27 protein-coding genes are annotated in these 25,380 nt (G+C 64.2%); 16 read left to right on the forward strand and 11 right to left on the reverse strand.

The window, feature by feature from the left end:
- Positions 1-14: 14 nt before the first annotated feature.
- The 3 genes from E2E30_RS19160 to E2E30_RS19170 all read left to right on the forward strand — a co-directional run bounded on the left by E2E30_RS19160 (position 15) and on the right by E2E30_RS19170 (position 4,429).
- Positions 15-401, forward strand: coding sequence for a hypothetical protein (locus tag E2E30_RS19160; protein WP_133192269.1), 387 nt, complete (start codon positions 15-17; stop codon positions 399-401).
- A 519-nt stretch (positions 402-920) separates the two neighbouring features.
- Positions 921-1,937: an SLOG family protein gene (locus E2E30_RS19165; protein ID WP_133192270.1), complete on the forward strand. Its 1,017-nt coding sequence runs from the start codon at positions 921-923 to the stop codon at positions 1,935-1,937.
- Between the two features lie 1,934 nt (positions 1,938-3,871).
- The gene (locus E2E30_RS19170; protein WP_133192271.1) at positions 3,872-4,429 is read left to right on the forward strand and encodes a hypothetical protein; all 558 of its coding nucleotides are present in this window, start codon (positions 3,872-3,874) and stop codon (positions 4,427-4,429) included.
- Positions 4,430-4,598: 169 nt separating this feature from the next.
- On the opposite strand, the gene E2E30_RS19175 is transcribed toward E2E30_RS19170, so the two are convergent.
- Positions 4,599-4,817, reverse strand: coding sequence for a hypothetical protein (locus E2E30_RS19175; RefSeq protein ID WP_133192272.1), 219 nt, complete (start codon positions 4,815-4,817; stop codon positions 4,599-4,601).
- A gap of 545 nt (positions 4,818-5,362) precedes the next feature.
- Here E2E30_RS19175 and E2E30_RS19180 point away from each other — a divergent pair.
- The 12 genes from E2E30_RS19180 to E2E30_RS19235 all read left to right on the forward strand — a co-directional run bounded on the left by E2E30_RS19180 (position 5,363) and on the right by E2E30_RS19235 (position 16,390).
- Positions 5,363-5,653 (forward strand): CopG family transcriptional regulator, encoded by a 291-nt coding sequence (locus tag E2E30_RS19180; RefSeq protein WP_133192273.1) that lies wholly within the window; start codon positions 5,363-5,365, stop codon positions 5,651-5,653.
- On the forward strand, positions 5,640-8,126 hold the full coding sequence (locus E2E30_RS19185) for a type IV secretion system DNA-binding domain-containing protein (RefSeq protein WP_133192274.1): 2,487 nt from the start codon (positions 5,640-5,642) through the stop codon (positions 8,124-8,126). The genes E2E30_RS19180 and E2E30_RS19185 overlap by 14 nt, the downstream gene beginning before the upstream one ends.
- Positions 8,127-8,129: 3 nt before the next feature.
- A complete protein-coding gene (gene mobF / locus E2E30_RS19190) occupies positions 8,130-11,255 on the forward strand; it encodes a MobF family relaxase (protein ID WP_133192275.1) in 3,126 nt (1,041 codons plus the stop codon).
- Complete coding sequence (locus tag E2E30_RS19195; protein WP_133192276.1) at positions 11,252-11,494, forward strand: hypothetical protein; 243 nt, start codon at positions 11,252-11,254, stop codon at positions 11,492-11,494. Before mobF ends, E2E30_RS19195 begins: the two co-directional genes overlap by 4 nt.
- On the forward strand, positions 11,491-11,817 hold the full coding sequence (locus E2E30_RS19200) for a hypothetical protein (protein ID WP_133192277.1): 327 nt from the start codon (positions 11,491-11,493) through the stop codon (positions 11,815-11,817). Before E2E30_RS19195 ends, E2E30_RS19200 begins: the two co-directional genes overlap by 4 nt.
- Positions 11,807-12,541, forward strand: coding sequence for a type IV secretion system DNA-binding domain-containing protein (locus E2E30_RS19205; RefSeq protein ID WP_133192278.1), 735 nt, complete (start codon positions 11,807-11,809; stop codon positions 12,539-12,541). Before E2E30_RS19200 ends, E2E30_RS19205 begins: the two co-directional genes overlap by 11 nt.
- Positions 12,528-13,217 (forward strand): hypothetical protein, encoded by a 690-nt coding sequence (locus E2E30_RS19210; protein ID WP_133192279.1) that lies wholly within the window; start codon positions 12,528-12,530, stop codon positions 13,215-13,217. Before E2E30_RS19205 ends, E2E30_RS19210 begins: the two co-directional genes overlap by 14 nt.
- A gap of 130 nt (positions 13,218-13,347) precedes the next feature.
- A complete protein-coding gene (locus tag E2E30_RS19215; RefSeq protein ID WP_133192280.1) occupies positions 13,348-13,557 on the forward strand; it encodes a hypothetical protein in 210 nt (69 codons plus the stop codon).
- 62 nt (positions 13,558-13,619) lie between these two features.
- A complete protein-coding gene (locus tag E2E30_RS19220; protein ID WP_133192281.1) occupies positions 13,620-13,910 on the forward strand; it encodes a hypothetical protein in 291 nt (96 codons plus the stop codon).
- Positions 13,903-14,763 carry a CsgG/HfaB family protein gene (locus tag E2E30_RS19225; protein ID WP_133192282.1) on the forward strand — a complete coding sequence of 287 codons (861 nt, stop codon included), beginning with the start codon at positions 13,903-13,905 and terminating at the stop codon, positions 14,761-14,763. Before E2E30_RS19220 ends, E2E30_RS19225 begins: the two co-directional genes overlap by 8 nt.
- A gap of 50 nt (positions 14,764-14,813) precedes the next feature.
- Positions 14,814-15,884: a nuclease-related domain-containing protein gene (locus E2E30_RS19230; protein WP_240699128.1), complete on the forward strand. Its 1,071-nt coding sequence runs from the start codon at positions 14,814-14,816 to the stop codon at positions 15,882-15,884.
- Positions 15,881-16,390, forward strand: coding sequence for a hypothetical protein (locus tag E2E30_RS19235; protein WP_133192284.1), 510 nt, complete (start codon positions 15,881-15,883; stop codon positions 16,388-16,390). Before E2E30_RS19230 ends, E2E30_RS19235 begins: the two co-directional genes overlap by 4 nt.
- Before the next feature lie 150 nt (positions 16,391-16,540).
- Here the strand turns inward: E2E30_RS19235 and E2E30_RS19240 are convergent, their stop codons facing one another.
- From E2E30_RS19240 to E2E30_RS19280, 9 genes are all read right to left on the reverse strand, one after another.
- Positions 16,541-17,143 carry a plasmid pRiA4b ORF-3 family protein gene (locus E2E30_RS19240; protein WP_133192285.1) on the reverse strand — a complete coding sequence of 201 codons (603 nt, stop codon included), beginning with the start codon at positions 17,141-17,143 and terminating at the stop codon, positions 16,541-16,543.
- The gene (gene tnpC / locus E2E30_RS19245; protein ID WP_133192369.1) at positions 17,140-18,690 is read right to left on the reverse strand and encodes an IS66 family transposase; all 1,551 of its coding nucleotides are present in this window, start codon (positions 18,688-18,690) and stop codon (positions 17,140-17,142) included. Before tnpC ends, E2E30_RS19240 begins: the two co-directional genes overlap by 4 nt.
- A gap of 55 nt (positions 18,691-18,745) precedes the next feature.
- Positions 18,746-19,093: an IS66 family insertion sequence element accessory protein TnpB gene (tnpB, locus tag E2E30_RS19250; RefSeq protein WP_133192286.1), complete on the reverse strand. Its 348-nt coding sequence runs from the start codon at positions 19,091-19,093 to the stop codon at positions 18,746-18,748.
- On the reverse strand, positions 19,090-19,464 hold the full coding sequence (gene tnpA / locus E2E30_RS19255; RefSeq protein WP_133192287.1) for an IS66-like element accessory protein TnpA: 375 nt from the start codon (positions 19,462-19,464) through the stop codon (positions 19,090-19,092). The genes tnpB and tnpA overlap by 4 nt, the downstream gene beginning before the upstream one ends.
- Positions 19,465-20,083: 619 nt before the next feature.
- Positions 20,084-21,043, reverse strand: coding sequence for a DUF4365 domain-containing protein (locus E2E30_RS19260; protein WP_133192288.1), 960 nt, complete (start codon positions 21,041-21,043; stop codon positions 20,084-20,086).
- A 1-nt stretch (position 21,044) separates the two neighbouring features.
- Positions 21,045-21,539, reverse strand: a complete 495-nt coding sequence (locus E2E30_RS19265; protein WP_221211882.1) for a DUF4411 family protein — start codon at positions 21,537-21,539, stop codon at positions 21,045-21,047.
- Between the two features lie 10 nt (positions 21,540-21,549).
- Positions 21,550-22,701 (reverse strand): ImmA/IrrE family metallo-endopeptidase, encoded by a 1,152-nt coding sequence (locus E2E30_RS19270; RefSeq protein WP_133192289.1) that lies wholly within the window; start codon positions 22,699-22,701, stop codon positions 21,550-21,552.
- A 137-nt stretch (positions 22,702-22,838) separates the two neighbouring features.
- Entirely contained in the window at positions 22,839-23,468 is a 630-nt protein-coding gene (locus E2E30_RS19275; protein ID WP_133192290.1) for an SOS response-associated peptidase, read from the reverse strand.
- A 48-nt stretch (positions 23,469-23,516) separates the two neighbouring features.
- Complete coding sequence (locus tag E2E30_RS19280) at positions 23,517-23,843, reverse strand: HU family DNA-binding protein (protein WP_260171630.1); 327 nt, start codon at positions 23,841-23,843, stop codon at positions 23,517-23,519.
- Here E2E30_RS19280 and E2E30_RS20860 point away from each other — a divergent pair.
- Entirely contained in the window at positions 23,825-24,001 is a 177-nt protein-coding gene (locus E2E30_RS20860) for a hypothetical protein (RefSeq protein WP_165954594.1), read from the forward strand. The genes E2E30_RS19280 and E2E30_RS20860 overlap by 19 nt on opposite strands.
- 318 nt (positions 24,002-24,319) lie before the next feature.
- Here E2E30_RS20860 and E2E30_RS19285 read toward each other — a convergent pair whose 3' ends face one another.
- Positions 24,320-25,336: an IS110 family transposase gene (locus E2E30_RS19285; protein WP_037533488.1), complete on the reverse strand. Its 1,017-nt coding sequence runs from the start codon at positions 25,334-25,336 to the stop codon at positions 24,320-24,322.
- Between the last annotated feature and the right edge of the window lie 44 nt (positions 25,337-25,380).

The following is a 25,380-nucleotide window of genomic DNA, read 5'->3' on the forward strand; positions in this document are numbered from 1 at the left end:
CGGAGGATACCGCGATGCCCACGCAGCAAGACATGTTCGATCCAGAACCCGATCCCGACATCACCCAGCGCGATCCCGAGAGCGATGACGCAGGATCGACGCCCCGACTGGAGCCACTCGCCGCACCTTGCGGTTTTCGTGACCAGCGCAATGAACCTTGCGCCCGTCTCGCCAGCAGACCGCTGTCGATCGACGGCGTCCAGCTGGTCAGCCGGGGCACCCCGATGCTGCTGTGCGACCCGGCATGCTTCCGCGGCGCGTCGACGCCGACGATCGGTGACAACGCCGGTGCGGACGGAGATGTCGAACAGAGCGACGATCCTGACGTTGGACGCGACCCCGAAGATCCCGGCTACGACGACACATGGGGGCACGGTGAATGGGAGCGCGACGACGGCTAGGAGGCTCAGGGACGGGGTAGGGGTGTGGGCGACCCGCCTATGGCGGGACCGGGCTCTCATCGGCCCTAGCGGGCCTTACGGAGCCCCCTGAAGGGGTCTCCGCCCTTCGGGTTTCGATCCCTTCGCTGACGCCGGGGCGTCCTGCGCGCGGGCGACGGCAGCGAAGCTGCCTTAGCGACGTCACGGCCTAGCGGCCGCGTCATCGCCGCCCGTGCTCGGATCACCCCGGCGCACCCACCACAAACCAATATTTTCTCTCTCTGTGAAGTGGAAGTTTGGCATGCGGGGTGAGCGGACCGTCAAGGACGAGCGGTCCCCCAATTTTCACGACCCCCGCCACTCCGCTGCGCTCCGCTCTGGGGGCCGAGAAAATCGGCTCCACCACTCGCGAGCGTTAACCGGGGTCCACGCCCGAAGGGCGCGGCTTCCCAGTTAACGTCCCTGACGGCCCTGACCGCCGCATGCCGTGTGAGATTCCTCACCAAGAGAAGGTGAGATTTTCAACTCATGGAGGCTATCATGACCAACACTTTCCGCAACTTCTCCGACGCCGCCCGCGCGATGAACGACGCCCGGATGAACGACAGCGCCGCGAACATCGACGCTGACACGCAGCAGACCTACGATGGCGCCTTCGTGGAGAGCAGCGAGATGGCCAAGCTGACCGTCTTCAACGCCCCCGAGAAGCTGGACATGCCCGACCCCGAAATGGCCGCCGCAGCCGTTGACCTCATGCTGCGGACGGTTTTCGACGTCACGCGCGATACTCGGATGGAGGAGTTCGCCGCCGACATCGCATGGGGCATCGTCAACTCCTTCCACATGGTGACCAAGCGCATCGAGGGACGCGAGGATGACGCCGCCCGCAAGCTGAAGGACATGGTGGAAGCCTACGACCCCAGCGAGATCTACGCCGTCGAACTCGAGGACACGCAGCTTCTCTGCCAGACGCTGGAGGGTTGCGCCGAAGCGATGCGGTGCATGCGGGACCACGCCGGGGAGGTGTTCCGGGTGGAGACGGGGCGCCCCTTCAACACCATCCGCGGCAGCAGGGTCTCCTCCAAGCTCACCGCGTCGGTGATTGACGGGAAGGACTATCTCGCCGCCCGCGCCGCCAAGCGCCGGGAAGATCACGCTCCGACCGGTCCGGTTGTCGCCTTCTCGGGCGGACAGGTCTGGCACGACCACGAGCAGCTCTTCGACCGCCTCGACCAGATCAAGCGTCGCATTCCGGCGATGGTCCTGATGACCACCGGCATGAACAAGGGTGCAGACGCCGTCGCAGCCGCATGGGCGTCGTCGCGGCAGGTCAAGCTGGTACGCATGATGCTGGAAACGCGGTACGGTCCGAAGGCGGCTTTCCTCCGCAACGACCGCATCGCCAACCAGCGCCCGGTTGAGGCGATCGTCTGCGAAGGCTCGGGCGTCCAGTCCGACTTCGCCCGGAAGATGCGCACCGCCGGCGTTCCGCTTCACGTCTTCCGTCTCGCCGAGCAGGCCCCGATGGCTCCCGCAGCGCGCAGCCGTCGCGCCTGACGCACCCGATGGAGGGGCTCCGGGCAACCGGGGCCTCTCCCCTTTTTTACGTCGCCTGGGCGGCGCTCAGGGGCATCGAGCCCCCTCGCGCCGCGGGGACTGACCTCACGGTCGATACTTCACACCGAGCGTCCGCACCGGCTCGCTCGCATCGCGGCCGCGCAGTCGCGCGTCGCGCTCGCTACGCCTCGACCGGTGCGGCCCATGGCAGGGTCGCGCCCAGCCACCGGCACGGCTCGCTGGCGGGCGTGGCGATGCCGTTGCATCGCCGACGCTGCCGCTACGCATCGCGCCGTGCCGATCGCCCCAGCGGACGCCGCAGCGGCACTGCTCGCTCGCATCACGGCGAGCCCTTCGGGTCGCCCGTTCGCTACGCCTCGCGCGCCGGCGATCGGGACCTCGCGGCACGCACCGCACCGGCTCGCTCGCATCGCGGCCGCGCAGTCGCGCGTCGCGCTCGCTACGCCTCGACCGGTGCGGTCCATGGCAGGGTCGCGCCCAGCCACCGGCACGGCTCGCTGGCGGGCGTGGCGATGCCGTTGCATCGCCGACGCTGCCGCTACGCATCGCGCCGTGCCGATCGCCCCAGCGGACGCCGCAGCGGCACTGCTCGCTCGCATCACGGCGACCCCGTCGGGTCGCCAGTTCGCTACGCCTCGCGCGCCGGCGCTGGAGACCTGGTGGCACCCACCGCACCGGCTCGCTCGCATCGCGGCCGCGCAGTCGCGCGTCGCGCTCGCTACGCCTCGACCGGTGCGGTCCATGGCAGGGTCGCGCCCAGCCACCGGCACGGCTCGCTAGCGGGCGTGGCGATGCCGTTGCATCGCCGACGCTGCCGCTACGCATCGCGCCGTGCCGATCGCCCCAGCGGATGCCGCACCGGCACTGCTCGCTCGCATCACGGCGACCCCGTCGGGTCGCCAGTTCGCTACGCCTCGCGCGCCGGCGCTGGAGACCTGGTGGCACCCACCGCACCGGCTCGCTCGCATCGCGGCCGCGCAGTCGCGCGTCGCGCTCGCTACGCCTCGACCGGTGCGGCCCAAGGCAGGTCGCGCCCAGCCTCGCGGCACGGCTCGCTGGCGGGCGTGGCGATGCCGTTGCATCGCCGACGCTGCCGCTGCGCATCGCGCCGTGCCGATCGACCTAGCGGATGCCGCACCGGCACTGCTCGCTCGCATCACGGCGACCCCTTCGGGTCGCCCGTTCGCTACGCCTCGCGCGCCGGCAATCGGGACCTCATGGCACCCGCCGCACCGGCTCGCTCGCATCGCGGCCGCGCAGCCGCGCGTCGCGCTCGCTACGCCTCGACCGGTGCGGCCCAAGGCAGGTCGCGCCCAGCTTCGCGGCACGGCTCGCTGGCGGGCGTGGCGATGCCGTTGCATCGCCGACGCTGCCGCTGCGCATCGCGCCGTGCCGATCGACCCAGCGGATGCCGCACCGGCACTGCTCGCTCGCATCACGGCGAGCCCTTCGGGTCGCCCGTTCGCTACGCCTCGCGCGCCGGCGATCGGGACCTCGCGGCACGCACCGCACCGGCTCGCTCGCATCGCGGCCGCGCAGCCGCGCGTCGCGCTCGCTACGCCTCGACCGGTGCGGCCCAAGGCAGGTCGCGCCCAGCCTCGCGGCACGGCTCGCTGGCGGGCGTGGCGATGCCGTTGCATCGCCGACGCTGCCGCTACGCATCGCGCCGTGCCGATCGCCCCAGCGGATGCCGCACCGGCACTGCTCGCTCGCATCACGGCGAGCCCGTCGGGTCGCCCGTTCGCTACGCCTCGCGCGCCGCTCCAACCTCCCGCCTAGAACGCACCTCCTACCGAACTCTAACTGGTCGAGCTCGGTCCTACGGACCGACGCTCCCATAGACGATCTGTGCGACCCTTACGGGTCGAGGGAAGGAGGCTTTGCCAAAGTGATTTCACTTGGGAGGCAAAGCCATGTCGATCACTTTCTTTCTCAGCGCCGGGGCAAAGAACGACGTAATGCCCGCTACCATCACAGCGCGCCAACTTGCTGCCTTTCGGTCGTTTGCACGCACGCGAGACGAACTTGTCGAGCAGGAAGACGACGATCCACTCGAAGCAGGCAGCTTCGAGGCTCGCGTCTGCCCATGGTCACTTGCCAGCATCTGCGCACTTTTCGATCACGACGAAGGCGTCATCGCAGTTGTCGAGGAGGCTCAGTTCCGTGGCCTCAACGTCCGCTTCTATCGTGACGATCAGACCCGTTCAATTTCGATGCGAGTCGCCGATACGCCCGATGGTTCGCGCACGGTCAATTTAGTCGATCAGACCGCCCATCACGTGCTCGACGCGATGCGTCTCACTGACGACCACCGCGGAAGCATTCCAATCGCTGAACTGCGCCAGATCCTAGCGGAGCCTACGGTTCGCGAAAACCTCCACCAGCTGGACACCGGAATGTCGCTGGACCGCCTCGATCAGCTGGCTGACCAAGCCGATACGGATCACGATTTTCGTCTTGTCTGGGGTTAGCCTCCCTTCGGACAATCTCAGGGGGAGCTGGGAAACCGGCTTCCCCTTTTTTTGCTCGATAGGCTCCAGCTCGCGATGCCCAACCAATTAGAAAAAAAGGGGAGGGCCTAACGGCCTCTCCCCTTTCATTTTGCCCGGCAGGCGCCAGCCTGCCTGCACAGCTGTCCTTCTACGCGGCGAGACGCTTCGCGACTTCAGCTACGCCCATCGACTTTACCGCTCCAAGGATCGATCGAATCTGCTCCGAGTCACCCTTCAGAAGCCCCGACTTCTCCACCTCTTTGAGGAGCTCAGAACGCTCCCTTTCCGCAAGCTGGCGACGTCGCTCGTCCAGCTTCTTTGCCTCAGCCGCGAGCTGCGCGCGTTCCTCCTCGATTGTGCGTGCCATCGTCGTGCCTTTTCCTGATGTGTTGCCAGCCTCCGGGTAGGACGATGACAGGCGTTTCGACGTGTCGCAAGCGAGAGCTAATATGACGGCCTTTGGCCGTCGGAAGCGCCCCCGATAATCCGTGCTTTGCCGGATCATCGAACAGGGTTCGACGGACCTCGCCTTTGGCGGGTCCGTCGTGGGTGCGGATCGCTTCGCAAACCCGACACGTCGCCACCTAAAGCTGGACGCCTCCGGCGGCTTTCCCTTCGGACCCTGACTCAACATGGGGACGAAGAGCAATGATGCTTCGGACCACTATGACAGTCCCTAGGATAGGCACACCCTATGCGGCGACCGCAGGTGTAAGTGCCTGAAAAGGAACGTGTATTCCGTGGTGATACCGTAGTCGTGTGTAATACGGCTCCGTTGTGCCCGCTAACGCACTGATTTTGCGCGGAAACCGGTGTAGTTGCACGTAACACAGAAAGCATCTTCCGCTACCGATCGAACGGAGCTAAGTTGGCCTCTCCGAAACTCCCACCATCCACAGTTTGGATGGTGCAATGTCGAACCCACCTATCACGCTGCGTCTGTCTGACGACCAGCGAGCGGCCATAGACCGTGCGGCATCCGACCGGGGTATTTCCCGTTCCGAGATCATCCGCCTGGCGTTGATTTTCGGCGTCCCGCTTGCGGCAGCCAGCCACTCCTTCAACGTTAGTCGCGTGCTGCTCATCCTTGAGCAACTTTCAGCCTCGATGGACCTCATCGTCACCCGGGAACATCCCGACTACGCTGAGCGGATAATCGACATCGCTCAGGAGCGCGTGGAGGCCCACCATGCGCAAAGGTGATATCCGCTTCAACGGGCAGGCCGCGGTCGTCGAGCACGCCTCCGCACGCGGCCGGATCACGCGAAACTCGGGCAATTTCACGCGCGGCTCCCAGCTGCTCTCAAGCCAGTACAAAATGGCCTGGGCCGCGTCGCTTGTGCCCGTGTGGATCTGGCTCGGATCCTTCATCGTCCTATTCAACATCATGGTCTGGCTCGGCTTGGCCGAGCACGAATTTCAGCTCGACCTGATGAAGCTCTATTCGACCATCTGGACGTGGGTGGATGGAGACCGCTTCCACCTGATCAATCTGACCCTTCCAAATGGCAGCGTGACCAAGGTGCCGATCGGCTACGTACCCTTTGAGCCGAACGTCGTTCACGCCTGGAATCAGACGGTCAAAATCTTCCTCACGACGCTGGTGATGGCGACGGCGGTCGCGGTCCCGCTGATCAGCTGGTTCATCACCTGGGCGAACAAGCGCGGCCGTGACGTTCTGACCGAGCGTCACAACCGTGGATCGATGCTAGTCGAACGGCAGCTGCTGCTCGACAACGTACGCCGCCACAACCTCATTCAGTTCCGGAAGGAGTGCGCCGAGCACGATCCTCCCTACGACCCAAATATGGTCGCCAAAGCCCCGATCATCGACCGCGTCGACGACGGAATCCACGTTCCATACTCCATCGCAGGGATTCCCTATCCGTGGCGCCTAGAGCAGAGCCACACGATGCTGATCGGCACGACCGGGACGGGCAAGACGACGCAGTTGCGCAGCCACGTTTCCCAGATTCGCAAACGCGGTCACAGAGCCGTTATTTTCGATCTCACCGGCACGTTCTTGGAGACGTTTTTCGACCCCGAAACCGACGTAATCCTTAACCCAATGGACGAACGCTGCGCCCCTTGGACGCTGTTCGATGAGTGCCGCAACTATGCCGATTTCGTATCGGCAGCAGCGGCACTGATCCCGTCGCATCCCGACGACAAGGAACCGTTCTGGCAGAACGCTGCGCGAATGCTTTTCATCGAGATGTGCCTGAAGCTGCAGGAGGCAGGCGAGGGCAACAATGCCGCGATCGCCCATCACCTCATGACCGCCGATCTGAAGAAGATCCACGCCCAGCTTGAGGACACCGTTGCGGCGCCGCTGACGACCGAGAAAGCCGCTCGGATGGCGGAATCAATCCGGTCGGTGCTGAACGTCAACGGACAGGCGTTGCGCTTCATGCCGGACCCGGTCGAGGGCGGGGCTCCGGCGTTCTCGATTCGCGACTGGATCGCGACCGATAATCGAGACGGATCGATCATGTTCATCACCGGCTCGTACAACGACCTGGAGATGACCCGCGGCCTCTTCACGCTGTGGATCGACCTCGCCGTCAACAACCTGATGCGACTGCCCAAGACGCGCGATCTTCGCACCTGGTATCTCTTTGACGAGGTCCATGCGCTGCACGCCCTTCCGGGGATTGAGCACGGCCTTCAATCGGCCCGGAACTTCGGGGGCGCCTTCGTCCTCGGGATCCACTCATTCGACAAGCTCGTCGCGACCTACGGTCTTCAAAATGCCACGGCACTGACGGGCCTCGCGCGTACCAAACTGATCCTCGCCACGGCGGACCGGACTACCGCGGAGAAATGCTCGGAGTTCATCGGCAATCGCGAAGTGCGACAGGTCGATGAAGCCTACAGCTACGGCTACAACAATACCCGTGACGCATCGACGCTCACGCCGCGCACCGCGGTGGAGCCGCTGGTGCTTCCAGACGACATCACCGACCTTCCCTCGCTAAACGGCTTCGTGAAATTTCCGGATGGTTTCCCGGCTGCTCGGATCAAGCTCACCTACAAATCTTATCCCGAAGTCGCCCCGGGCTCGATGCCCCGAAAGGACTTCAAGCCAACCCCGTACATTTCGCCGGAAGAGCGGCGAAATCGGGCGGCTAAGAACAAGGGCGCGGATGAGGGAGGCGAGGGTGGCCGGGAGCATACGCCCACACGGCCCGTAGGAGGCGTGGAGGAGCGGGGCGAGAACGAGCCGGAGCGGACGGCTCCCGAGCCTCGAAAGGGTCAGAGCGAAGCCGAGAAGGCGGCCGCGGCGATGGATGTCGTCGGCGCAACCCAAGTGGCTCTCGACCAGATCCCGGGTCGATCCGGTGGAGCGGCTCCGCAAGGCACCGGTCCAACGAAGTCCGGCGACGCAAAGGAGGCACCACCTTCACCTGTGAAGGCAGCCCGCGCCGGTCTCCGCCTCACCGATCCGGGCATGACCCGTAGCCTTGATCCGGGCCAGCAGACCGCGCGTGGTGACGGTGCCCGCTCCATCGGCAACCCCGTCCTCGATCGTCTCGACGACGACCGTCAGGAGGATCAGTCGGTCCGCGAACTGCGCGACGGCTTCGCCACCATCGGCAACGCCGACCATCATCATCGCCACCACGGGCACGACCAATCGCCCTCGGTCGACGATGACATGGACATGGGGATGTAAGCGATGCTTTCCGTCGCCTCCGTCAAGTCGGCTTCCGGCGCAGCGAGCTACTTCGCCAAGGACGACTATTACACCGCCGAGCACTCCTCCGAGGCGACCCTCTGGGGCGGCATTGGGGCTGCAGAGATCGGCCTCAAGGGGGAGGTCACCAAGGAGGCGTTCGAGAAGATCCTCAACGGTGAGATGCCATCGGGCGAGAAGGTCGGCCAGGTGCCGAACCGGCAGCACGGCGTCGACCTGACATTCTCGATGCCGAAATCCGCGAGCATCCTCGCCTACGTCACTGGCGACACCCGCATCCTCGCAGCTCATATGAACGCCGTTAAGACGACAATGGCGTGGGTCGAAAAGACGTTCGCCGAAGGGCGCACATACGACCGCTCAAAAGCGGGTGACGCAGTCCGCACCGGCAACCTCGTCTACGCCATGTTCCAGCACGACACGAGCCGTGCGCTCGACCCGCAGGGGCACATCCACGTCCTCGTCGCCAACATGACCAAGATGGCCAACGGGGTCTGGCAAGCGCTGCACAACGGTCAGCTATGGAAGAACAACACCACGATCGGTTCGGCCTATCACGCCAATTACCGCGCCGAGCTGGCGAAGATCGGCTTTGAGACGTCGGTTTCCGGCAAACATGGCCAGTTCGAAATCAACGGCGTGCCCAAAAAGGTCATCGAGGCCTACAGCCAGCGCAGCACCGACATAAGGGCGAAGGCTGCTGAGCTTGGCATAACCAACCCCAAGCAGATCGATCGGATCACCACAAACACCCGCGATGCGAAGCTCAACGTCGAGGATCGCGACGCTCTCCGTGCAGCGTGGCGCGACCGTGCGGCGGAGATGGGGTTCGACGGCCGGGCCCTGGTCGAAGCCGCGAAAGCACGAGCGAGCGGTAATGCGATAGACAGCAAACCAGGCACCATGGAGCGCATCCGCGAGACCATCGCCGGCATCCGTGAGACGCTTGGGGACGCTTTCCGCCCGAACGATCCGCTGATTGTCAGCGGCCTCGAGCGTCTGCGGATCTCTCCGGTCGACCTACGAGCCCAGCACGCTGTCGCCTCCGCCATCCGGATCCACGCGCAGCGCGAAGCGGCGTTCTCGATCCCCGACGTCGTGAAGACGGCTCTCGATCGCGGCCTGAAAGGCGTCACACCCGACCATGTCGACCGGCGCGTGTCCGAGCTCATCCGCGCCGAGCAACTGATCCCTGGTAAGCAGGACCGCATCGATGGCGTCGTCACCCACGTCACCACGCCGGAGGCGCTCGCAACCGAGCGGGGCATCCTAGCTGAGATCGAGCGGGGCAAGGGACAGGGGCGCGTCATCGTCTCGCCGGAGACGGTGATCGCTCGGCTCCATGCCGCTTCCGGCGACAAGGAACTGAACGCTGGCCAGATGGCGGCCGCAACGATGGCACTCACGTCCTCCGACCGCATCGTCGCCGTCCAGGGCGTGTCGGGCGCCGGCAAGTCCACGATGCTCGCGAGCGTCTCGCGCAACGTCGAACAGGAAGGGGGCAAGGTCGTCGGCTTGGCGCTGATGAAGGCCACCTCCGACCGGCTTGGCGCGGAGGCCGGCATCGAGAGCCGCACCGTCTCTTCCTTCGTCCACAGCTACGCCCGTCATGCGCTGGCAGGAAAGGGTGCCGACTATGACGGCGCCCGCAACGAGCTGGCCGGCACCACCATCATCCTCGACGAGGCGTCCATGGTCGGATCGGACCAGATGAAGCACCTGGTCGGGATCGCCAACGCGCTTGGGGTCGATCGATACCTGATGATTGGCGATCGCCAGCAGATCACGGCGGTCGACGCCGGCAAGGCCTTCGCACTCGCGCAGGCGGGCGGGATCACGATGGCGCGCATGGATGAGAACCTGCGCCAACGAACCGAGCAGCTGCGGACCGTTGCTGCGCTCACCAATCGCGGCGCGGCTCGCGAAGCCATGGCGATGCTCGGCAACAAGGTGACTGCCAATCCCGAGCACGTGAAAGCGGCATCCGAACACTGGCTAGGCCTCACGCCCGAGCAGCGGGCCTCAACAGCGATGTTCTCGTCGGGGCGGGTGGCCCGTGCCGAGCTCAACGTCCGCATACAGGAAGGTCTCGCTGCCGAAGGGACGCTGAAGGGTGAGGGAGTGGAAATTGGCGTCCTCGATAAGGTCAACCTGACCCGGGAAGAACTCCGCTACCCCCAGGCTTACGAGGCGAAGGGCGATGCACGGCTCGTCATCGATCTGCGGTTTGCGATCCGCGAGCTTGGCCTGCCGCGGGGCACCTTTGACGTGATCGGGGTCAATGCCAAAGGGCATGTCCAAGTCCAGATCGGCAACAAGGTCAAAACCTTCGACCCGCAGAAGATCTCGCCTCTCGACAAGACCGATGCGATGCAACTCGCCCAGAGGGAGGAAATCAAGCTCCACGAAGGCGACAAGATCCGCTGGACGACGAACGACAAGGATCGCGGTCTCAACAACAACGACATCGCGCGCGTGCTGTCGGCCGATCCGTCAGGGATCAAGGTGGAGGCGAGCGACGGGCGCATCCATGAGCTGAAGCCCGGCGACCCTATGATGGAGCGCATCAGCCTCGCCTACGCGCTCAACATGCACGCCGCTCAGGGCATCACCGCCGACAATGCGATCGCCGTAATGAGCTACAAGGAGTCCAACCTCTCCAATCAGCGGCTCTTCAACGTCACGGTCACACGCGTCCGTGACGATATCCAGCTGTTTACCGACAATCGCGAGAAGCTGACCCAGGCGATCGAGCGCAACGAGGGTAACAAGACCTCCGCGCTCGAAACCACCGGCGAGTTGTCGATCGACCCAGCGCGAAGCTCGCTGCCGGAGAACGGAGCGGCGTCGGGTCTAGGCGGCAGCCCGAGCGGCTTGGGCTCCTCCGGCTCATTCAACCCGACCCTGCCTCCCGATCTCGATCGAGGACCCGAGAAGCTGGTCGGCGACAAGGCGGATATGATCACGCTGGCCGCGATGAGCACAGGCCCGACAGCGCCTGACTTCAAGAACGATCCCACCCTCTCGGCCGCATCGCTGCGGATCGGTGCCGAGCCGCCCGCGATCGAGCTGCCCTTCCCCGAGAAAGACATCGGACTGGAGCTATGACCATGCCCACCACGCCTCTCACCCTCGAACATGTGCTCGCGATCAAGCATTGGCATCCGTGCGACCTCAATACGCACACGCTTGCGGAGTGCAGCCGCCTCGCGCAGCACGACCACGCGCTGCAATGGGGCGCCGAGACACTGGCCATGGCCTCCGTCTTCGCGCTGACCTACGCCGTCCTTGTGCCGGTCACCCGAGCGCTGCGGGCATCGCGTTCCGTCGCGGATGTGCCGGCATGAGCCTCTCCGATCGCGACTTCATGCGTGCGCGGCCAACCGGGCGCACCATCCGCCTCGACGCACCGCCAGACGGCGCGATCGAGGGAGCGGGCTGCGAGCCACCACGTCCGCAGCAGACGCCGCAGGAGCGCTTGTCGCCGGCGCAGGGTCAATCTGCGCGCGCGATGACCCGAGTGCGCCTGACGAGCCTCCTAGCGGCGTTGGTTGCCATCTTCACGCTCGCCTGGGCTCTCGGATGCGCCGTGATCGGCGCGTCGCTGCAGACCGAAGGCGGCTCCTTCACCCCTCCACAGCACGAAAGGTCGCTTCGTCATGGGGATTAGCTATCCGTTCCGCTTCCAGCATGAACCCGAGCCGGCTCGGACACGGCTGACCATCGCTGAGCCCGATACATTGGTTGCCGACACGCTTCGAGCGGTGCGGAAGGGCAACGGTGACCGGATCGTCGTGATCGGCACCGGCGACGCCTTCATTGCTCTGGCAGACCAAACGCGCGACCTCATGATCGATCCGGCGCGCGGCAATTGGGACTTCTTCGCCGATCATCCGAGCAGCTACGCGCGATCGTCCGCGGTCGAAGCGCTCATCCCCATTGATCCACGGGACCTCGACCCAAGCTGGCGCTATGCGTCCCGCTACGTCCTCATGCGGGCCGTCGACCATGTAGGCCTGCAGCCCGGCGCCATGCTCTCCGGCGTGCGCGACCTTGTTCGCGATCTTCCTCCTGATGCGATAGCCGAGCTCGCCGGTCACGATCCGACATGTCGCAAAGCCCTCCGTTGGGCCGAGACGGTGCTTGCTGGCGTCAGAACGCCGTTGCAGTCGATCGCCGACCACGATCCGCGGATGCCCAAGACCTCGATCGTGCGCTGGTTAGCTGGGCCTGCCTCGGCTCTGCTCTTCGTTCACCGCGACCCAGACCGACCCGACCATGAGCCGCAAGCCGTCGTCGCATCGCTGCGAGACCATGCGATGCTTGGACGGATCGATGTGGACATGGCTACTAGCTACGCGCCCTTCACGGAGAGCCAAGATGGGGCTCGATGACCGCGCCTACATGCGCGAGCGCTACCGTAAGCGGCAGGGCTTCGCACCCGAGCGCACTACGTGGAACGACTGGAAGGCACGGCGCGAGCTGCAGTCAGGCCCGACCTGGTTCGTCAACAAGAACGGCGGCCATCGTCATCGGAGCGGTCGCTGGGGATCCTCGAGCAAGAGGCGAGCGCTCCTTGGCATCGGCCTCGGGAGCCTGGTCCTAGTGGCCGCAGCGACGCGCATGGGAGCGCCATTCTGGCTCGCCGAGCAGTTCACGGGAATCATTCTCGGGCAGCAGCACGGATTTCCCGCATCCGGCACTGTCAGTGTGCCCGCAAACATCGACATGAGCCGCGTTGTTGCCAAGCTGACCGTTCAAGGCGGCAGCGAGAATGCGATCGTCCAGATGATCGACGCTAAGACGGGCCGGAACACCCTGTCGATCTACGTGCGCGCCCATGAACGGGTGACGGTGCCGGCGCCAATCGGTGGCTTTCACATGCGGCTCGTCCACGGGCGCGAATGGACCGATGGCAGAAAGCTGTTCGGGAAGGGCACGCTGCACGAAGAAGTCGATGGCGTGATGCGCTTCACCCGCAAGGTCGGTCATGTCCTTGATCTCAGGCTTGGGCACGACAGCAACCTGGCTGTGCGTCGCATCAACCTTCGTCCGGCGCCGCTCGCATGACGACACCGACCAAGATCACGCTCGAGGTCCAGCAGTGGCCGCCAGAGCAGCACAGTTCACGCGCGCCCTTCCAATCCTGTCGCCGGCGCGCTCGCGCGTGGTCGCCTGCGACGCACGAGACGAGGAGCACATGAGCAACTGGAGTTTTGAGGAAATGGGCGAGTTCGGGTCGGCGGCCGACGCCGACCGCTGGGCGAAGCGCCAAGGCCTCGCCCCACAGGACGTCCGGATCACCCACAAGGGGGACGGCGTGGAGCTGGAGGTCCGACGCTCGGCCCTCGGCGATGGCGGCACCCGCCACGACGACCGGCGCGACGGACGTCGCAACGGTTTTTTCTGACAATCAACGAAGGGGTTACAACTGTGAAGACACGACACATCACATCGATCGTCCTAGCGGGCTTGGCGTTCGCCACGCCCGCAGTCGCAAGCGCGGCACCGGCCAGCCCGGTCCTGCTCGCGATGGCCAGCTTCGCCGGCGAGAATGGCGGCACCGACGTGCAGCGCCGGGTGGCGGAGAAGACCGCGCATTATCGCGCGCATGCCAATCACAAAGGCAACTGCAAGGATTGCCCTGACTGCGCCGATTGCGCGAATTGCGATGACGCCGCCAAGACGGTGAGCGCCAACGAGGAGCGGGCCGGGATCTGCGATCCGACCAAGCACGCGAAAGCGGCGAAGGCCGGTGCATAAGCGCGCCGTTATCGCCATCGTGACGGCCGCTATCGCGGCCGTCACCCCTTCCACCCTCCTGGCGCAGAAGCTGGGGCAAGGCGGCACCGGCATCGACGAGAAGACCGAGCTGCCCCGCTGCGAAGTGCCTTTGGGCGTTGCGGCTCTGGTCGAGGAGAAGGCTGCAAACCCGGCCGACAGCCTCTCTCCGCAGCTGCAAGCTCTCATGCGTATGGCCGAAATGCAGAATGGCGGTGCGACGGCGCGGGTCGATCCGCTGCCCTTGGTCAAACTGATGATCGCGCGCTCGGGCTGCTTCCGCGTCGCAGATCGAGGAGAGGCGTTCAGCGCGCTCGAGCGCGAACGCGCGATCGCCGGTGGTGCCGCTGCGGCGCGCCCCGTCACCAAGGCGGATTATCTGCTCCAGGTGAACGTGGTCTACACCGACAGCAAGGCGCGAGAGAGTGGCGGCGGTGTCGGCGGTATGTTCGGGGGCGCGGTGGGGCTCAAGTCCAAGACGATGGAGAGCCAGGTCCTGCTCACGCTCGTTGACGTCAACACCGGCATCCAGGAGGCGGTAGCCAGCGGGTCGGCACGCAAGAAGGATGTCGGCGTTGTCGGGGGTGGTCTGCTGGTCGGCCTCGGCGTTGGAGCACTCGGAGGCACCTACGCGTCGACCGACATAGGCAAGATCACCAGCCTCGCGATGGTCGACGCCTTCCGGAAGCTGATCACCGACGCCAAGCCGCGACTTGAAGCCAAGCTGGTGCCGGCGAAGCCGCCTGCGCCGGTCCCTTCTGCGCCCGCAGCGATCCCGGCCGAAACGGTACAGCCGCTCCCTTCGCAGGCTCAGACGGGAACCCCGAAGCGATGATCCGGAAGCGATCGACACGATCTGCCGAACTGGCGTTGGCGGAGGAGATAATGCGCGATCCTGACTTCAAGGCGCTGCCGGATCGCGTCCGGTCAGCGCTTAAGAACCATGCGCGCGGACTCCGGGGAGAAAAAGAGACCGCGTTCATGCTCGATCGCGAGTTTGGGCCGGGCAACGACCGACACGTCCTTATTCACGATCTACGCATTGCCGATGGTCAGGGCGGCTTCGCTCAGTTCGACCACGTCCTGCTCTCGCGCTTTTCGCGCACGGCGGCAATTTTCGAGTCCAAGAATTATGCCGGCACGATCTCCAAGAACGCTCATGGCGAGTGGATGGTGTGGTATCGCGGCCAGCACCGACCACAGAACATCCCCAATCCGGTCGCGCAGGTTCGACGCCAACGCGACGTCCTCGCGGCCTGGCTGAAGCGCAAGGGCCACTCGAAGGCCTTCGAGCGGATCGGCGTATTCGTCTCCGTGCCCGCGACCAACAACGTCGACCGCTCTAAAGTCGGCGATGAAGAGCCAATCTACAAATGCGATAATCTCGTAGCGGAATGGATGCCATTCGGTGGAACCAGCACGTTGTCGCGCCTATTCTCGACGGGCGTCAGTGGCCCTCAGATGCTGGCGATCGCCGACCAGCTGATTGCAGACCATGTCGAGGAGCAAGACATCTACGTTCGGCTCGGAATCCATCCTGGGCCTGACGGCAGCTTGGCCGAGCCCGACGCCAGCGAAGCTGAAACTCCGGATCCCGAGCCGATCGTCGACGAACCTACCGAGCCAGCGGTGGAGCCAGTGATAACGGCAAGCGAACCCGCTTCGCCGGCAGCAGAGGCAGCCATCGCAGAGAAAGCGCCGCCCTTGCCCGGCCCTCGGAAAGCGGGCGCGCAGATCGAGGTCTGCGCAGGCATCATTGAGCGCACGCTACCAGACGGCCGTATCGCGTTCCGGGCTGCCAAGGACGATCATATCGGCCGCGAGGCGCTGACGGCGCTGTGTAAGGGAAGGGCGGTCTGGAACCCGATGTTCGCAAACTGGGTGTGCCTACCGGAAATCGCGACCGAGATACGTGCTGGCCTTCCGAGCGCCGTGCAGCTGGCGCAATTGCCATGAACATGATGAGCCTGCCGCGGCCGACGTGCCCGTACTGCCATGCAGAAATGCGACGCTGGCCGCTCGGGCAGGCGATGCTAGCCTGCGATACCTGCAGGCGCCCGATCGTGCGCTACCTTGCTCAGCCGAGCGCGCGCATCTTCCACCTTCGACCTGTCTACACCGTGATCTACGCTGCCGCTTTCGTGGTGCTCCTGATCACGATGGCCTTGATTGCCTTCAACCCGGTCGAGACGCGCCATATAATCCCAGCGATCGCCATACCGATCGCCATGTTCGGGGCCTGCGACATCGCGGACGGTTGGCTGTCTTGGCGCACCTCGATCGATCGAGGCTGGCGCACACTTCGCCGCGGCAGGGCGGCACGCGCGATCGGTCTGGCGCGCGGGCTCTTCGGCATCGCCGGCGTTGCTGTCGCAGTAATCGGATTGCTCGCCTACGACGAAATGGCAGGTCGCACGCGAGTGGGAACGCCATTCCCGAAAGTTCAGGCTGAGCGCTCGTGATGCCGCTCTGCCTTGTCCTTGGCGACAGCACGGCTGCGGGCACCGCAGACGCACTCGCGCTGCAGGGCATCCGATGCGAGGTTCACGCGCGCGTTGGAGCGCATGCGAGCGGCTTGGCGAGGGAGTAAGCGTGGCCGGTAGGCCGCCTTGCTATTGGGGGCGGCTTTTCTGGTAGGCGAGTTTGCCAGCGTGGCGGCGGATGGCGATGGCGGCGACAGCAAGTCGGGTGAAGCGTTCGTCGATGTCGTCGGCGTTGTAGGGTCCGCCATACCATTCGCGCAGGCGGTCGTGTTCTTCGTGGTTGGGGTCGGCCATGGCATCGAGGAACATCTCGAAGCCGGGAAGACCACCGACATCCTCGGGCGGGCAGCGTCGTTCGCCCTCGATGAAGCGCGGATATTTGGCATCGGGTTCACCGGGACTGACTGTCTCCACGGTGATGGTGTGCTGCCAGTCGTCACCCATGTCGTAGGTGTAGACGAGTTCCCGCACGCCCCGGTCGATGAGGGCCGCGAGCTTTACGTTCCTGGCCGCGGCCATGCCGCTCTCCGGCCACATTGGGTCGGGGATACCGTAGCGCCGGTTACCGGCCTCGAAATGCCACAAGTGGCAATTCTCCCAACCCATTGCGGCCTGAACGATATCGTGGAGCATCTTGAGGCTGGCGGTGACCGGCACGTCGACGCGGCGCCAGATGGCGGGTTCGATGTCGTTCAGGACGATATGCAGGCGGGCGATGGTGTCGGCGCTCATGCCGCCAGTCTGGCAGGTTCGGGAGGCCAGTTCCACGGCATGAGTTCGTCCCAGCGACTGGCGGGCCAGTCGTCGGCGACCCTGGCGATGACATCGGTGATGTAGGCCTGCGGGTCTACGCCGTTGGCCTTGCAGGTCTGGATGACGGTGTAGATGGCCGCGGCGCGCTCGCCACCGGCGCGTGAGCCGGCGAACAGCCAGTTGCGGCGCCCGACGGCGATGCCGCGCAGCGCGCGCTCTGCGATGTTGTTGTCGATCTCCAGACGCCCGTCACCCAGGAAGCGCGACAGCGCGGGCCAGCGCTTCGTGCCGTAGGCGATGGCTTTGGCCATATCCGACCTGGGCGACAGGTGGCGCAGCGCAGCGTCGAGCACTCCGCGCAAGGCCTCGACCAGTGGCCGGCTTCGTTCCTGTCGGCCGCGATGGCGTTCATCGGGTGGCCGACCCCGCACCTCGGCCTCGACCGCATAAAGCGCGCCGATGCGCTCGAGGATGTCGGTGGTCAGCGGCGTCGGGACACGCTCGTGCAGGTCGAAGACCTTGCGCCGGAAGTGCGCCCAGCATGCGACCTCGGTAACACCACCCCGGTAGAGCCCGTCATAACCGGCATAGGCATCGGCCTGAAGGAAGCCGCGGAACCCTGCGAGATGGGACGTTGGGTGCGCGGCGGTGCGGTCTGGCGTGAAGCGATACCAGGTCGCGCGCGGCGCCGTGCTGCCGGATGCCTGGTCGTCGGCCGCGTACACCCACAACCGTCCGGTCGCGGTCTTGCCGCGGCCGGGGTCGAGCACCGGCACGGGCGTGTCGTCGGCATGGATCTTGTCGGCCTTGAGCACCGCGTCACGGATGCGCGTGACGATGGGGTCGAGAAGCGATGCGGCCTGCCCGGTCCAGCCCGCCAGCGTCGAACGGTCGATGTCGAGCCCTTGCGCGGCCATCATTTCGGCCTGCCGATAGAGCGGCAGATGGTGGTCGAACTTGGACACCACGACGTGCGCCAGTGTGGCGAAGGTCGCTTTGCCCCGCGCGACGGCGCTGACCGGCGCCGGTGCCTGGACGATCTTCTCACAAGCCCGACAGCTGTATTTGGGGCGGACGTCGCGCACGACGCGCCAGCGCACCGGCACGATGTCGAGCATCTCGTGCGCATCCGAGCCGAGCAGGCGCAACGCACCGCCACAGTCCGGGCAGGTGCAGGCACCCGAGACCGGTTCGTGAACGACCTCCTCGCGCGGCAGATGCCCCGGCAGATTGCGGACGGGCACCGGTCGCGCTGCTACGCCGGGGTCCGCCGCCTCGGGCCCAGGCGCGTCGCGCTCCGTCTCCAGCTCCTCCAGCGCCAGTTCGAGCTGCTCGATCTCGCGGCCGAGCTTTTCGGACGACGTGCCGAACTGCATTCGCCGCAGCCGGGCGATCTGTCCCCGCAGGGTGTCGATGAGCAGGTCGCGGGCGGCGAGCGCGGCATTGGCCCGGGCAAGCGAGGCCTCCAGCGCGGCGATCCGCGCGGTGGCATCAGCAGGGGCAACGGGCGCTTCCGACACCCGGATTTCATAGCAGATTGCGTGGCAAGGGGCGAGCAAAAACGACGTAAAACCGCCGCTTTCACCCTGCCAGCGTCGGCACGAACGTCCGCTCGGGACGACGCCAGTCGATGCCCTCCAGCAGCATCGACAATTGCGCCGGCGTCAGCACCACCGTACCCGTCGCCGTTACCGGCCAGACGAAGCGGCCCCGGTCGAGCCGCTTCGAAAACAGGCAAAGCCCCTGGCCGTCGAACCACAGCAGCTTGACCAGATGGCCCTGCTTGCCCCGAAACGCGAACAAGGCGCCCGAATGCGGGTTCTCGGCCAGCACCTGCTGCACCAGCACCGCCAGACCGTCGAACCCCTTGCGCATGTCGGTCACGCCGCACGCCAGGAATACCCGCGTCGGCAATGGCACAGGGCTCACCGCAGCACCGACAGCACCCGTGTCAGCGCGCCTGCATCCACCGCGGCATCCACGCTCACCCGCACGCCACCCGGCAATTCGATATGGATAAATCCCGGTGGACATGGTGCCGGCTGCGGTGTCGGCGCGACCGGGTCTACAACCTGTACCTCGGCAAACACCGGCAACGAAGGCACGACGCCCGCCAGCTTGCCTTCACGCAGTTGCTTGCGCCACGTGTAGATCAGGCTGCTCGACACCTCACGCCGGGCGATGACGTCGCAGACGCGCACCCCCGGCCGGAACGCCTCGGCCAGGATCTCCAGCTTCTCCGCGTCCGACCACCGCCGCCGACCCGACACCCGGCCAACCACATCCATCCGACCAGTCATACGAGTGCTCGTATGACTGGCCGTCGAACCAAAAACTTCCCTCACCGCCCGCGCCCTCGTCAAAGACGACAAGCATCCTCACCGCCAGCGCTACCGCAAGGCGGTCTACCCAACACGCTTACGCGAGGGAGTGGCAGGGCGGCACCGCGCCGGTAGTCGCTCTGATCGCGCTAGGCTCGAACGATGTGGGAGACCCGCGCCTGGAACACAGCTTGATCGTGGTGCGCGCACGAACCCGGGCGCCCCGCGTGACGTGGCTCGTCCCGTATGAGCGTTCTGCAGCTCTAATCGTGACGAAAGTCGCCGTTCGGTTCGGCGACAGGGTAGTCCCGCTCGCCCAGGAACCCACCCGAGATGGGGTGCATCCGACCAGCTATCGCCCGGTCGCGAGCCGACTTGAATGGAAACCTTTTTCCGCGATCCGGAAAGAAGTTTCCAACGGGAGCCATGTCGCATCGCCAGCATGGGCCACCAGACCGCCTGTCAGAAGAGTGGTCGTGCTAGAGATGCAATAGGGCGAATGAGTTCGACCAGAGCGCTCAATAGGCGGTTTCGCAGGCCTCCCTCTTTCAGCTTATCCCAATTGCGATCTAATACTTAGTGCGCATTAAAAGCGCGATCAGGTGTCTCGGATATAAAATGGTAGGTAACGTGAAGCCAGCCACTCCTCTTCGCCGTAGCTCCAGACCGGCTCACCTTTGTAGTATTCATCGTCGATCAGGCCATCATCGTTAAGCTCGCCTACCTCGCAGGAATAACGGTTGAACAGGAGCCTGTAGATAGTTATCGGAACAGCGCTGCTTACTAGCTTCTGGAAATCGTCAGATAAGGCAAATGCGGACGGATGCTCCGCAATAAGCGCTAGAACTATCCGCTCCCCATATATGGCGTTACTCGGATATTCATCCAGCAGGTCCGAGAGCCTCTCGGTCTCGAACCTACCATATCGAGCAACCAGAAACTGTAACTGAACCGTTTCCTCGCCAATTGTAACAAGATGGTCGGCACCTCTATAATCTCGAGGCAAGGCGAAAATACCGCAGAACTCGACCCGTTCAGCGTGTTTTCCATGAATCCACCTTTGCGCGGCTAGGTCAATTACGCTCCTTAGGTAATTTCGCCGCGCGACTGACTCAAGCGTGGTCAGTGATCCTGCCAGCGTGCTCGTCTTTGCTATAGGTATCTTCCAACCGGTCTCGGTTAGTTCAACAAGCCCAGGATTGACTTCTGACCAGTAGGCGTCTCGTGTGTCCGGATGGCATATCACTACGATAACAGGCACCGAGAAGCCCAGCCAGTAATCTAGGTGCTTCATCTCACCACGAAAAACGAAGTGGTCGTCCTTTTCCTCTGCGAAAAAGCTGTGACCACATTTTATCTGAACAGCTATCAGCCGGCCTGTGCCGCGACGCTTTCCGTCAGATTCGCTGGAGAGCAGTTCAATTTCGCCGTCAATTCCAAGATCAGCCCGTTCTTTGGGCCGAAATAGGTGGCCGAGATTGCCCTCGACAGTCTCGTCGACGATCCTGACGCCGAGTGCGGCCAGGGCAGCCTCTCGTGAGTACTCAGGTAGGGCCATCTTAGGGCTGCCAGCCGGTAGTGAAGTCTAAAGCTTCGATCATGTCGAACAGAGAACAGCACGGCACTCCGAAGCCTTTGCAAACGTCAGGCACCTTGCGGTTGGCTCCCTGCTTGCTCGGCTTCGAGACCTCGAAACTGACGACGGTACGTTCGCCCGGTTCGAGGCGCCCGTAGGAGATAAGGAAGGGATCGCGGCCAACCAACTCGACGCCATTTTCGTCGAGCGGTCCATAGCCCGCCATTATAGTGTCTGCGACCAGCGCGGGATCAAGCTCCTCGGCAAGCACGAGCGCTGCCTTGCTCTCCTCCATGCACAGCCACTCAACGATATCGCCGCGCCCGGAAACAACTTCCTCATACTGCTCGAGCGGGATTTTGACGTTGCCGATCGTGCCTTGGTGACGCAGCCAGTCCCAAAACACAGGGAAGCGCTTGACCGGATAGGCGCGGCGGTCCCCGGTGATGAGTGTGTCGGCGTCCAGGAGGTACAGCAACCCGACCCCGCTATGCCGTTAATTCGGTCATGCGACCGATTGCCGTCGGCTTCACGCCGAGGACCTTGCCCGCCTTGGTGGTGGTCAGCGCGCCACCAGCGACCATGCGGTCGACCAGACTTAGCAGGCCTTGGCCAACCCGGTGACGCCGCACGACATAATAGTCAGGAGCACCCTTGCCGGCCCTCTGAGGAAACTCGCGACGATCTTCGTCGAAACGATCAGCCAACCGTCGGTACATTGCAGCGTCGATCAACCTCTCACGCAGCAAATTGTACGCCACCATCTTCCGGCTGACCTTCCGGGCGCTGGCAAAGGCGCCGATCTGCTCGACGAGATCCTCGAAAGCGACATCAACGTCGATCTCGCGCAGCTCATCGCGAACCAGCAGAAAACGAGCGGCAGCGTCGTCGCAGAGGCGCTCGATGGCTTGCTCGCCATCATAGCCGCTGATCCCACTCTGTCCGAGCAACACGTGCCCCAGCTCGTGTAGGAGAGTGAAGGGCCACGCCGTTTTGGAATCCGTCTCGTTGATGACGATGAAGGGCGCGACGTCATCCGCGAGCGCCATGCCACGAAACACACCAGGGCTCAGGTTGCTTCGATAGCTCCCGAGATTGCCGATCAGCAGGACATAGACGCCAGTGGCTTCGACAGCATCGCGGAGAATGCGGAACGCCTGCTCGATAGTGCGCGCCTCTCGGTATGCGGTGCGATCCAGCGCAAGAAGATCCGCCATCGCCGCAGCGAGGCCATCGGGTCCGGCCCGAGGATCCACGGATCCGACGAACGCGCGACGTTCGGCTTCCTCCGCATCTTCCAGCGCACCGCGCACGAGCGCCTGTCGCGTTCGCACGTCACGCACCAGCGCATCGACCGTCGCCTCCGCCCCGACCTCACGCTGTCGCAGCGTGCGAAAGTCGTGGGCCCTAGCCGCGGCTGCCGGCGGCTCCGGAAGGTAGAAGGTTAGCAACGGCCGCCTGTAACGATCAGCCATCTTCAGCAGCTGCGGCCGGCTCGGCTCCCGATCGCCATTTTCCATCTCCGCAAGGCGCGCAGATGCGCTCTCGCCGGCGAGCCCGATACCTCGCGCGGCGTCCTCAAGCGTCAGGCCCGCGCTTTCGCGCGCCCATGACAGGATCTGAGGATTGACCTTCGGCATCTTAGGCTCGGCGAACTCCACGGCTTGGCTGGATCGTTATGGACACTAGCGAGGCGTCTGTCAGGCCCTAGCTGGCGGTTGGCGTTCGAGAACCCGGCAACACGCGGTCCTTACGAACGCTACGAGCGCTTCTAGGCCTAGTCCTGCGAGATCGTCATCAACTGAGATGGGTAGGGAGCAACGAGCTCGCTGACCTCCTCCCAAGGAGCAGTCAACCAGCGGTCGTAATCCTCGTCATGGAGGATCACCGGCATAGCCTTGGGGTGGACCGGGGCCACAATCGCGTTCGGCTCGGTTGTGAGGAATCCGTAGGCGTTGCCCCGCTCTGTCGGTCGCCAGATGCCTGCAAAGGCAAAAATCGGCCGGCTTGGCACATCGAACCAATGCAGCGGCTTCTTTCCGTCCTCGCCGGGCGCAAGGCCATATTCGGAGAACGAGGTGACAGGCACCAGGCAGCGCCGAGCAGACGTCGTTAGCATCGACTTCCAAAAAGGTGAGCGCAAATTCCTGACGTTCGTTACGTACTTCGTCAATTTGACCGCCGGGTCGCGCTTACTCGGGACTTGCGTCGGGACGCCCCACTCCATGCGCTCGGCACGGCGCTCGTCGCCGTCCTTGACCATGACCACACCATAGAAGGGAGTCTTCTTGCCCGTCGGAAAGATGTCGCTGGGAGGGAAGGTCTCGTCAGGCTCATAGGGCGGCCGAATGCCAAACGTGGCCATCACCTCGGCCTGCTTAGCCGTGAGCCGATACCGATTGCACATCCGCGCCTCCTGTCGGCGCCGGCGAGCTGCCCCGCCGGCGCGCACGCCTCAAAGCTTGTCCTTCAAGCCCTTCGCCGCAGTGAACGCCACCTTCTTCGACGCCGCGATCGTCATGCTCTCGCCAGTCGCCGGGTTGCGACCCTCGCGCTCGGGCCGATCCTTCACGGTGAACTTGCCGAAGCCATTGATCGACACCTCTTCGCCCTTGGCGGCCGCGGCAGCGATCTGGTCAAACACTGCAGTGATCGTCTTCTTCGCGTCCGCCTCGCTTGCGCCCGTTGCGCTCGCGACACCCTTGGCCAGGTCACCGATGTTCATGCTATTGCTCCCTTGGAAAACCGGGAAGACCCTTACCGATGACGAGCGACGACACAACGACGGTGCTGGATGCGGCAAACGAAGCGGCCGTTCGGATGATGCTCGAGAAGCTCACCGACCACGACGTGACGGTGGTTTACAACAACGTCGGCGGAATTGGGCCAATCGGCGATGTCGCCGCTCAGGCGATGAAGGATCGAAACATCGACCTCTGATCCGCTACTCCTTCCGGCCTTTCGTGCGCGGAGCTAGCTGTAGCGGCTTCTGTGGTTGCCGCCCGTGATGCAAGAGGGTTTTTACACCAATGTGCGAGTGATCGAGCGCGGTCTTCTGTAAGGCCTGTATGCGCGGCATTTTCGAAAGACCGCTGGCCGGTATGGTGATCCGCAGATCAGGTCCAAATCTCGCAAGAGAGCTTGAAGCTCGGAGCCGCTAACTGGTTTTCCTGATCTAGATCTGTTCGATCATTTTGCCCATTCGGGTCGTCGCCTTCTCACACTCCCTTCATCCGCGTGGCATGGACTACTCTGATATCAAGCAGTCATAGCCAGCGCCGGATCTCGATAATTCTCATTTCTGGTCAGCATGGCCCAGATTTGCCGAGCCATCTTGTTGGCCAGGGCGATCGCCACGAGCATTCTGGGCTTGCGACCCAGCATGCCAGCGAGCCACGAACCTTCCGGGATCGATTTTCGCCCCATCCAGTTCAGCCGCGACATTGCTCCGATGATCAGCATCTGTCGGATATCGGCCTGTCCCGCCTTGGTGATGCGACCAAGCCTTTCCTTGCCGCCCGAGGAAAACTGGCGAGGGACCAGGCCGAGCCAAGCCGCAAAATCCCGGCCCTTGCGAAAGCTCTCCATTGGTGGCGCAAAGGCTTCCACCGCCATCGCCGTTAGTGGCCCAACGCCCGGAACGGTCTGCAGGCGTCGAGCACTATCCGTTGCGGCCGCCAACGCCTTGATCTTTGCGGTCCGGCCCGCGATCCGGTCCGTCTGTTCGCTGATCTGATCGAGCATCTCCACGCATTCCTCCCGCATCAGCGCGGGCAGATCACTGTTCGGGGCCTCCACTATCTCGCGAATGCGCTTGATATGCTGGATGCCCAACGGAACGACGTGGCCATATTCGTAAAGACTGGCCCTGAGCGCGTTCACGAGTTCGGTACGCTGGCGGACGAGACGCTGCCGTGAGCGGTACAGGATGGCACTGCTCTGCTGATCGGCGGTCCTGGGTTGAACAAAGCGCATTTCCGGCCGCTGCGCGGCAATCACGATCGCTTCCGCGTCGGCCTCGTCATTCTTCTGACGTTTGACGAACGGCTTCACGTAATGCGGCGCGATCAGCCTGACCTCATGACCAAGCCGGACCATCTCCCTGGCCCAGTGATGCGCGCTGCCACACGCCTCCATCACGACCACTGCCGGGGGTTGGTCGGCCATGAACTTGGGGAAGTTCTGTCGCGATAGCTTTTTGCGAAATCTGAGCTCGCCCGTCATCGAGGCGCCGTGCACCTGGAAAACGGACTTTGCCAAATCCACCCCGATCATCGTATCGTTTGTCACGGTTGCCGTCCTTTCTGCTCAGTGGCCTC

The sequence above is a fragment of the Sphingomonas sp. AAP5 genome, assembly GCF_004354345.1.
Classification (GTDB): Bacteria; Pseudomonadota; Alphaproteobacteria; order Sphingomonadales; family Sphingomonadaceae; genus Sphingomonas; species Sphingomonas glacialis.

Bases quoted from the DNA above. Each gene is read 5' to 3' on its own strand.
- E2E30_RS19160 (WP_133192269.1), top strand. From the start codon at position 15: ATGCCCACGCAGCAAGACATGTTCGATCCAGAACCCGATCCCGACATC.
- E2E30_RS19165 (WP_133192270.1), top strand. From the start codon at position 921: ATGACCAACACTTTCCGCAACTTCTCCGACGCCGCCCGCGCGATGAAC.
- E2E30_RS19170 (WP_133192271.1), top strand. From the start codon at position 3,872: ATGTCGATCACTTTCTTTCTCAGCGCCGGGGCAAAGAACGACGTAATG.
- E2E30_RS19175 (WP_133192272.1), bottom strand. From the start codon at position 4,817: ATGGCACGCACAATCGAGGAGGAACGCGCGCAGCTCGCGGCTGAGGCA.
- E2E30_RS19180 (WP_133192273.1), top strand. From the start codon at position 5,363: ATGTCGAACCCACCTATCACGCTGCGTCTGTCTGACGACCAGCGAGCG.
- E2E30_RS19185 (WP_133192274.1), top strand. From the start codon at position 5,640: ATGCGCAAAGGTGATATCCGCTTCAACGGGCAGGCCGCGGTCGTCGAG.
- mobF (WP_133192275.1), top strand. From the start codon at position 8,130: ATGCTTTCCGTCGCCTCCGTCAAGTCGGCTTCCGGCGCAGCGAGCTAC.
- E2E30_RS19195 (WP_133192276.1), top strand. From the start codon at position 11,252: ATGACCATGCCCACCACGCCTCTCACCCTCGAACATGTGCTCGCGATC.
- E2E30_RS19200 (WP_133192277.1), top strand. From the start codon at position 11,491: ATGAGCCTCTCCGATCGCGACTTCATGCGTGCGCGGCCAACCGGGCGC.
- E2E30_RS19205 (WP_133192278.1), top strand. From the start codon at position 11,807: ATGGGGATTAGCTATCCGTTCCGCTTCCAGCATGAACCCGAGCCGGCT.
- E2E30_RS19210 (WP_133192279.1), top strand. From the start codon at position 12,528: ATGGGGCTCGATGACCGCGCCTACATGCGCGAGCGCTACCGTAAGCGG.
- E2E30_RS19215 (WP_133192280.1), top strand. From the start codon at position 13,348: ATGAGCAACTGGAGTTTTGAGGAAATGGGCGAGTTCGGGTCGGCGGCC.
- E2E30_RS19230 (WP_240699128.1), top strand. From the start codon at position 14,814: ATGCGCGATCCTGACTTCAAGGCGCTGCCGGATCGCGTCCGGTCAGCG.
- E2E30_RS19235 (WP_133192284.1), top strand. From the start codon at position 15,881: ATGAACATGATGAGCCTGCCGCGGCCGACGTGCCCGTACTGCCATGCA.
- E2E30_RS19240 (WP_133192285.1), bottom strand. From the start codon at position 17,143: ATGAGCGCCGACACCATCGCCCGCCTGCATATCGTCCTGAACGACATC.
- tnpA (WP_133192287.1), bottom strand. From the start codon at position 19,464: ATGACTGGTCGGATGGATGTGGTTGGCCGGGTGTCGGGTCGGCGGCGG.
- E2E30_RS19260 (WP_133192288.1), bottom strand. From the start codon at position 21,043: ATGGCCCTACCTGAGTACTCACGAGAGGCTGCCCTGGCCGCACTCGGC.
- E2E30_RS19270 (WP_133192289.1), bottom strand. From the start codon at position 22,701: ATGCCGAAGGTCAATCCTCAGATCCTGTCATGGGCGCGCGAAAGCGCG.
- E2E30_RS19275 (WP_133192290.1), bottom strand. From the start codon at position 23,468: ATGTGCAATCGGTATCGGCTCACGGCTAAGCAGGCCGAGGTGATGGCC.
- E2E30_RS20860 (WP_165954594.1), top strand. From the start codon at position 23,825: ATGACGAGCGACGACACAACGACGGTGCTGGATGCGGCAAACGAAGCG.
- E2E30_RS19285 (WP_037533488.1), bottom strand. From the start codon at position 25,336: ATGATCGGGGTGGATTTGGCAAAGTCCGTTTTCCAGGTGCACGGCGCC.